Raw genomic sequence first — 7540 nt, 5'->3', positions numbered from 1 at the left:
TACTTTTATTTAGTTTCCTTTAGTGTAATTGGAAAGTACGTATTTTTCACATTGCTATTACAAGATTTAAAAGTGATAATTCCACTTGTTTTATGTGTATTTTATTTCATTATTTCACATTCTTTATTAAAACGATTTCAATCTTATGTAAGAACAGTGGTTGAAATGATGAACAATATGAAAGAGACGGAAAATTTAGCTGTGATTGGGACTATGTCTACAACAATTGCCCATGAAATTCGAAATCCACTAACAGCGTTAAAAGGGTTTACGCAAATGCAAAAAGAAAGAAATCCAACTGATACGATGAGCTACGACATTATGCTACAAGAAATTGAAAGGGTTAATGGATTTGTTAGTGAATTGATGTTGTTAGGGAAACCAAAGCCAACAAATTATGAAAGGTGTAATATACGAGACACCCTTCTATATGTTGTGCATCTAATGGAAAGTTATGCAACGCAATATAGAGTTAAATGTAATTTACAAGTAGATGGAAATCTACCGGCTATAAACGGTGATGATAAGCAATTAAAACAAGTGTTATTAAATATCATTAAAAATGGAATAGAATCAATGCCAGAGGGTGGAGAAATTCATATCCGTGCATATCAAAAAACGCAAGGACATTTGTGTATTTCTGTTGAAGACCAAGGATGTGGTATAGAGAATGAGAAGTTAGAAAAAATCGGCAAGGCGTTTTACACAACAAAGGAGAATGGTACAGGACTTGGATTAATGATTACATATAAAATTATTAAGGAACATCAAGGGAGTATCACGATCCAAAGTAGTCTAGGAGTAGGAACGAAAGTAGAAATTTTTCTGCCGACCGTTTAATGTATTTGAGAAAAGATTTTTCAGAAAAGTGTTCTTGTTGTGTAAATATAAATATTTTATAAAATGTTTCAAGAAGGGTTTTTTTTATAAAATACTTCGTTTATAATGGAGGAAAATATCGACATGAGATTGATTGCTCATGTAACGGTTCAGTAGTGTTATGAAAAGATAAGAAGGGGTGCACGCGCATCCTTTTTTCTATGCAGATATTATGAAAGAGGTGGTATGATGGAATTAACATTAAATTCGACTGTATGTTTACACACGATTCAATTTCGAAAAGAGCAAAAGAATTATACTGTAAAAGACACAATTACAGGAGAAAAGTATGAAATGCCGCCACTTTGGATTGATGCATTGGCAATGATGCGTGACGGTTTTTTATTGGGGGAAATTGAGGAGAAATTAAAAGAAGAGTATCCATCCGAAGAAGTGAATATGTTAGCATTCACGAAGCAACTGTTAGAACTAGAACTTGTTGAAATGGTAGATGGGGAAGAAATAGCTTGTACAAAGAAGAAAGAGAAGGATTATTTAGCCTGGTTACGTCCTCATGTTGAGCAATTCTTTCTTAATTTAAATAAAAAAAATAGAAGCAAAGGTCAATGATGATCTTTGCTTTTTTGTATAGTTTGTTTAAAAAATTACAGCAAATGCTCTTGCAAAAGCACCGTCGCTATCTTTAATTTTTAAAGGTGCTGCTGAGAAGAAGAAACGTTTCGTGTGAATGGCATCTAAGTTTGTTAAGTTTTCGATTAAATAAATATTATTCCCAAGTAGTATGTGATGAATTGGTGATGTTTCTGTCGTTACCTCATCAGGAGAAATAAAATCTAAACCGACAGATTTTACTTTTAATTGTACTAGTTCCTCGGCTAATTCTTCAGAAAGATAAAAAGCTTCTTTCTCATACGCCTCCGTGTTCCATTTAGTAGATAGATTGGAATGGAAAATAACAATATCTCCTTCTTTTATATCAGCATCGTGCAGTACTTCTTTAGGTAGTTTTCGTTCTTGTACATGAGTTACATCAATAAGAACAGCTTCACCTACAAATTGATCCAGCGGTAATTGATCGATGGTCGTTGCGCCTGAAATAAAATGCGCAGGAGCATCACAATGCGTGCCAACATGAACGACAGAATGAAAATCTGTAACTTGATAGCCTGATTCTTCAACACTTGTAACAGCTTCTAGTTGTATTTTAGGTGTTCCAGGAAATTGAGACATATTATTTTCAAATGTTTGTGATAAATCAATTACTTTCATTTTACATACCTCCAATATATGTTTTTCAAATAATAAAAAGCTCATCCTTCAGTATCAAGAAAGATGAGCTTTACATGCTAGTTGAGTTTTATCTTCCAAAATGCAATGCATTTTGCAGGAATTAGCACCTATTCAGTTCGTATAAACTGATGTTGCTGGGCTTCAAAGGGCCAGTCCCTCTGCCTCTCTTGATAAAGAAGTATTCAGTTTAAAAATCTTAATTTTCTGATAGTTAAATTGTAATTCATTTCCTTTTTGTGTGCAATACAAAATAGGTATTCACCCAAATAAAGCCGCTCGCATATTGTAGCTTATGTAAATAGAATGCTGCGAAGGAGTGAGTGCAGTGACAGGAAATGTATTGAATTATTATGCTGGTGGTAATACAGCTAGGGGATTTCACAATTTATACGAAGAGAATTTAAAAGGATTAGACAGATTATTTATCTTAAAGGGTGGTCCAGGAACGGGAAAATCTTCTTTAATAAAGGCAATAGGTCGTGAATGGGTTGGAAAAGGATATGATATTGAATTTTTACATTGTTCTTCTGACAATAAATCGGTTGATGGTGTAATTATCCCACAATTAAAAGTAGGAATTGTTGATGGGACATCACCGCATGTTATTGAGCCAAAAATGCCAGGAGTTGTTGAAGAGTATATAAATTTAGGAATTGCTTGGGACTCAGATAAACTAAGAAAGCAGAAGTTAGAAATTGAAAGATTTGTTTCAGAAGCAAGCAAAGCTTTTCAGTCTGCTTACGCACGTTTTAAAGAGGCATTGGTTATACATGATGAGTGGGAGAAGATATATATTGATAATATAGATTTTAATAAAGCAAATGAACTAACCGATCAGCTAATCCAGAAATTATTTGCAGATAAAAGCGGGAGACAATCGCTTGTCAAACATCGTTTTTTAGGAGCTGCAACACCGAAAGGAGCAGTTGACTTTGTTCCTAATTTAACAGAAGGGTTACCACATCGTTATTTTATAAAAGGCCGCCCAGGCTCTGGAAAATCAACGATGCTCAAAAAGTTAGCTGAGGCAGCTGAAGAAAAAGGATTTGAAGTTGAAGTATATCATTGCGGATTTGACCCGAATAGTCTTGATATGGTTATCGTAAGAGAATTAGGCTTTGCAATTTTTGATAGCACCGCACCGCATGAATATTTTCCAAGTCGCGAAGGTGATGAAATTATTGATATGTATGCCCTTATTGTTACGCCAGGGACGGATGAGAAATATGCGAAGGAAATTCGTGATGTTTCCATTCAGTATAAAGCAAAAATGAATGAGGCAATGTCTTTCTTAGCGAAAGCAAAATCGGTTCGTGATAAATTAGAACGAATTTATATTGCCGCTATGGATTTTTCAATAGTAGATGCATATAAAGAGGAGATTCAAAAAGAGTTTGAACGAATTGCTGCTACTGTAATCGAAAAGCAACAATAGAAGTTTTATTAGGCTGTCAGTAATTTCTGACAGTTTTTTTAGTATGTAGTAAAATTAATAGTGTATTGTCGAATTTCCAAGGAAATAATCAAAAAATGGAGATGTTATGAAATGAGAGAGAAAATCGAGTTGGAGTTAGAAAGAATTGAAAAAGAGAATGATGTAAAAATTTTATTTGCGGTGGAATCAGGGAGTCGTGCTTGGGGATTTCCATCGAAAGATAGCGATTATGATGTTAGGTTTGTTTATATACATCCGGTAGAATGGTATTTATCAATTCATGACAAACGTGATGTAATTGAATATCCAATTAGTGATGATTTAGATATAAGTGGTTGGGATATTAAAAAGGCGTTGCAACTATTCGCGAAGTCGAACCCAGCTTTACTTGAGTGGATTCGATCACCAATTTTTTATTCGAAAAACTCTAATTTTCCAGAACTACTTCAACAGATGAGTGAGAAGAATTTTGATCCAAAAGCAACGATATATCATTATTTACATATGGCGTCGAAAAATTATCGTGAATTTTTGCAAGGTGAGAATGTAAAGCTGAAAAAGTACTTTTATGTATTACGTCCTATTTTAGCTTGTAAGTGGCTAGAAGAGAAAGCAACTTTACCACCTGTAGAATTTGATCGATTGATTACAGAATTACCATTAGAACGTAGTGTGTTAGATGAGATTGAAAAGTTGTTAATAAAGAAAAAAGCAGGTACTGAATTAGATGTTGGATTGAAAATTAAGGTGCTAAATCAATTTTTAGAAGAACAAATTCATTACTATGGGCAATATGTAAAAGGAATTGAAAAGGGATCAGGGATCGATATTGAAATTTTAAATACACTATTTCGAGACATGCTGTTTGGAGCATATGAAAAAGAGCACAAGTAAGTTTGTGCTCTTTTTATTTTGTAGGAATGAAGAAAACAGATATAGCTGCGATAAGACCTGCAAAGGAGAATAAGTAAAAATTCCATGCTAAGTCATATTGCATTGTCATAATAATACCGATGAGAATAGGGCCAGCAATTGCACCAACTCGGCCAAGTCCCAGTCCCCAGCCTAAGGAGGTAGCTCGGATATGTGATGGGAAGTATTGTGTTACATATGCATTTAATATTTGAGTAATACCGACCGATCCAATACCAGCAAGGCCAATTAAAAGATAAATGATTGTAACAGATGGCTTAATTGTTAATAGTCCGATACATATGGCTGCCATAAGATAAGAGATGCTAATAACAATTTTTGCGCCTATACGATCAGCAATTGCTCCAGCGAATAACGCACCAACAGCTGCGGTAATATTTAGCATAAGTAGAAAAGACAGACTAGATCCAAGAGGATATCCCGCCTGGCGCATCATCTGTGGTAACCAAGTATTTAAACCGTATATTAAAAACATTCCCATTATATAAGTGATCCAAAAAAGTAGTGTTGCTTTTATGTATTCTTTTGAGAATAAAGTAAAAAATCCATTTTTCTTTCGTATAGTAGATGGAGCTTGATGAGTTTTATTTTTTACATGAAATTCAATTTGAAAACGATTAAGAATTTGGTTCACTTCTTCTTGGCGATTACGTGATAATAAAAATTGAATGGACTCAGGTAAATAGCGAATAATGAAAGGAATGAGGAGTAGTGGAATCATTCCGATACCAAACATAATTCTCCATCCGAAATCTTCTAACATAAACATAGACAAAATAGCACCTAATACGATACCTAAAGGATAGCCAGTAAACATAAGAGCATAAATAAAAGATTGCCTTTTTTTTGGTGAATATTCAACAGTAAGTGCTGAAGCCGTTGGGATAACACCGCCTAATCCGATTCCTCCTATAAATCGAGATAATCCAAATAACTCAGGAGAAGAAGCGATAGCCGCTAAACCCATTGTGATAGAAAAAAGTGCTAAACAGCATATAAGCGTCCATTTACGCCCAATTAGATCTGTAATCGTTCCAACTAGAATAGCCCCAATAAACATCCCAAATAAAGCATAGCTTGCAATTGTACCAGCGTGCGCTGGTGATAGCGCCCAGCTTTTGTCTTCTAGGAGCTTTGGTAGAACGGCACCGTAAATACCTAAATCATATCCATCAGCTAAAATGGCTAGCCAACAAATAAAAACAACAAGTTTTGTAATAGAGCTTGAAAAGATAGTTTCTGTAGATTCTAGATGAGGTGGAGCTGAAGGTTGCATAATATTCACCCCTTTTAATTTGTAGATGAATATATTATTTTATTTAATGTTAATATTTCCCTCCCTGTGTCGAAATTTATCTGAAAAGATTTTATAACAAATAAAGAAGTTCAACCGTAATTCTGTTGAACTTCTTTATTTGTTTACTCATTATCAACTCGTTTTAACGGTTGATCTGCTGGGCCTTCAAGAACGTCTCCCTCAATTGAAAAACGAGAACCATGGCAAGGGCAATCCCAAGTACAATCACCATTATTCCATTCAACTTCACAGCCGAGATGTGTACAAGTTGTATCGACGATATGTAATTTTCCTTCTTTGTCCTTATAAGCACCTGCTCGTTTACCGTTAACATGTACGACAGATCCTTCACCAACTTCGAGATCTTCTGGCTTACGTAATGCGGTTTCAATCTTACCTTCAATTAAATGTTTCGCAACATCAATGTTTTGGGAGAGGAACGTTTTTATATCTGGATTTGCATGGAAGCGTGATGGTGCATACAGTTCTTTATAGGGACTGTGGACTTTTAGGATGGAGTCCTTCAGTAGGTGAGCGGCAGCAGTTCCAGTTGTCATGCCCCATTTGCGATATCCAGTTGCAACAAAGATATTTGGATTTCTTTCGTTAATATGTCCGATATAAGGAAGCTTATCTAGAGTGATTAAATCTTGTGCTGACCATCTATAAGGAACTTCGTCTATTCCAAAAGTTGCTTCAGCAAAAGAATAAAGTGCTTCGTAATGAAGCATCGTATTTATTCCTTGTCCTGTTTTATGACTCTCTCCGCCAATCAAAATTAATTTTTCTCCATTGTTTGTTATATAGCGTAAGGAGCGCTTTGGATCATCAATACTTAAATACATGCCACCTGGATAATCCGTTTTTGCTTTTATTGCAAGAGCGTAGGAGCGTTCTGCGTACATTCGCGTAAAGAAAAAGCTATTTGCATCATAAAAAGGAAAATGTGAACAAGAGACGACATATTCACAAGTGATATGATGGCCCTCTTTTGTAATTATTTGTGGATGATCTCCCTTTTCCACATCCATAGCTGTTGTTTGTTCGTAGAGCTTTCCGCCCATCTCCACAAACTTTTCTAAAAGTGTTTTTAAATAAAGAAGGGGATGGAATTGTGCTTGATTTTTCATTATAAGCGCAGATTGTACTGGAATAGGAATCGATAGAGATTGAACATAGTCACAAGGTATATTTAATTTTTGATAAGCTTCATATTCTTTCGATAAATTTCTTAATCCGTTATCGGTAGTTGTATATAAATATGAATCTTCATTTGAGAAATTACAGTCGATTTTATATGTTTGAACAGTTTCATTTATGAATTGTAGAGCCTGATTATTTGATTCATAGTAAAGCCCGGCCTTTTCTACACCGAAATGGTTTATTAATTCATCATAAATAAGATCATGTTGTGCTGTTACTTTCGCTGTTGTATGCCCAGTCGTTCCGTTTAAAATACGACCAGAATCAATTAAAACAACATCGATGCCTTCTTTTGCAAGTAAATAGGCAGTAGTAATACCTGTAATACCAGCACCGATAATAGCAACTTTTGTCTTTATATTTTCGGATAAACGAGGGAAAGTAGGAAGCTGAGTAGATTCAATCCAATAAGATAGCGGCAGTTGTGGAAATGTATCACTTGTCATTGCGGAAACCTCCTGATTTTAGAACAATTTTCCTTTTAATATTTCCATATTATATGAAATTTATGTGTGTTGTTTTAGAAGTAGTCTATTTTTATT

At 34.7% G+C, this 7540-nt stretch carries 7 protein-coding genes and 1 riboswitch; of the genes, 4 read left to right on the top strand and 3 right to left on the bottom strand.

The window, feature by feature from the left end:
• Both ACQGSG_RS24420 and ACQGSG_RS24415 read left to right on the top strand, forming a co-directional pair.
• The coding region (locus ACQGSG_RS24420; protein WP_426948216.1) for an ATP-binding protein at positions 1-840 on the top strand (840 nt) is incomplete at its 5' end.
• A gap of 228 nt (positions 841-1068) precedes the next feature.
• Positions 1069-1449, top strand: a complete 381-nt coding sequence (locus tag ACQGSG_RS24415; protein WP_000424119.1) for a hypothetical protein — start codon at positions 1069-1071, stop codon at positions 1447-1449.
• A gap of 27 nt (positions 1450-1476) precedes the next feature.
• Here ACQGSG_RS24415 and ACQGSG_RS24410 read toward each other — a convergent pair whose 3' ends face one another.
• On the bottom strand, positions 1477-2109 hold the full coding sequence (locus tag ACQGSG_RS24410; protein WP_000862983.1) for a cyclase family protein: 633 nt from the start codon (positions 2107-2109) through the stop codon (positions 1477-1479).
• Positions 2110-2194: 85 nt separating this feature from the next.
• A riboswitch (SAM riboswitch) is annotated at positions 2195-2307 on the bottom strand.
• Between the two features lie 148 nt (positions 2308-2455).
• Between ACQGSG_RS24410 and ACQGSG_RS24405 the strand changes: the two genes are divergently transcribed.
• On the top strand, positions 2456-3565 hold the full coding sequence (locus ACQGSG_RS24405; RefSeq protein ID WP_000147484.1) for a PRK06851 family protein: 1110 nt from the start codon (positions 2456-2458) through the stop codon (positions 3563-3565).
• Between the two features lie 111 nt (positions 3566-3676).
• Positions 3677-4459, top strand: coding sequence for a nucleotidyltransferase domain-containing protein (locus tag ACQGSG_RS24400; RefSeq protein ID WP_001208233.1), 783 nt, complete (start codon positions 3677-3679; stop codon positions 4457-4459).
• A gap of 13 nt (positions 4460-4472) precedes the next feature.
• Here the strand turns inward: ACQGSG_RS24400 and ACQGSG_RS24395 are convergent, their stop codons facing one another.
• Together ACQGSG_RS24395 and ACQGSG_RS24390 are read right to left on the bottom strand one after the other, a co-directional pair.
• Positions 4473-5774: an MFS transporter gene (locus tag ACQGSG_RS24395; protein WP_001183092.1), complete on the bottom strand. Its 1302-nt coding sequence runs from the start codon at positions 5772-5774 to the stop codon at positions 4473-4475.
• Between the two features lie 143 nt (positions 5775-5917).
• On the bottom strand, positions 5918-7444 hold the full coding sequence (locus ACQGSG_RS24390) for an FAD-dependent oxidoreductase (RefSeq protein WP_000199992.1): 1527 nt from the start codon (positions 7442-7444) through the stop codon (positions 5918-5920).
• Positions 7445-7540: the final 96 nt, after the last annotated feature.

Origin of the sequence: Bacillus sp. GMa5/1, assembly GCF_050172015.1 — a bacterium.
Lineage (GTDB): Bacteria > Bacillota > Bacilli > Bacillales > Bacillaceae_G > Bacillus_A > Bacillus_A cereus.
The sequence above is the reverse complement of the archived record's forward strand: the minus strand, read 5'-3'. Positions and strand labels throughout refer to the sequence as shown.

Coding starts and splice junctions, on each gene's coding strand:
- ACQGSG_RS24415 (WP_000424119.1), top strand. CDS start 1,069: ATGGAATTAACATTAAATTCGACTGTATGTTTACACACGATTCAATTT.
- ACQGSG_RS24390 (WP_000199992.1), bottom strand. CDS start 7,444: ATGACAAGTGATACATTTCCACAACTGCCGCTATCTTATTGGATTGAA.
- ACQGSG_RS24395 (WP_001183092.1), bottom strand. CDS start 5,774: ATGCAACCTTCAGCTCCACCTCATCTAGAATCTACAGAAACTATCTTT.
- ACQGSG_RS24400 (WP_001208233.1), top strand. CDS start 3,677: ATGAGAGAGAAAATCGAGTTGGAGTTAGAAAGAATTGAAAAAGAGAAT.
- ACQGSG_RS24410 (WP_000862983.1), bottom strand. CDS start 2,109: ATGAAAGTAATTGATTTATCACAAACATTTGAAAATAATATGTCTCAA.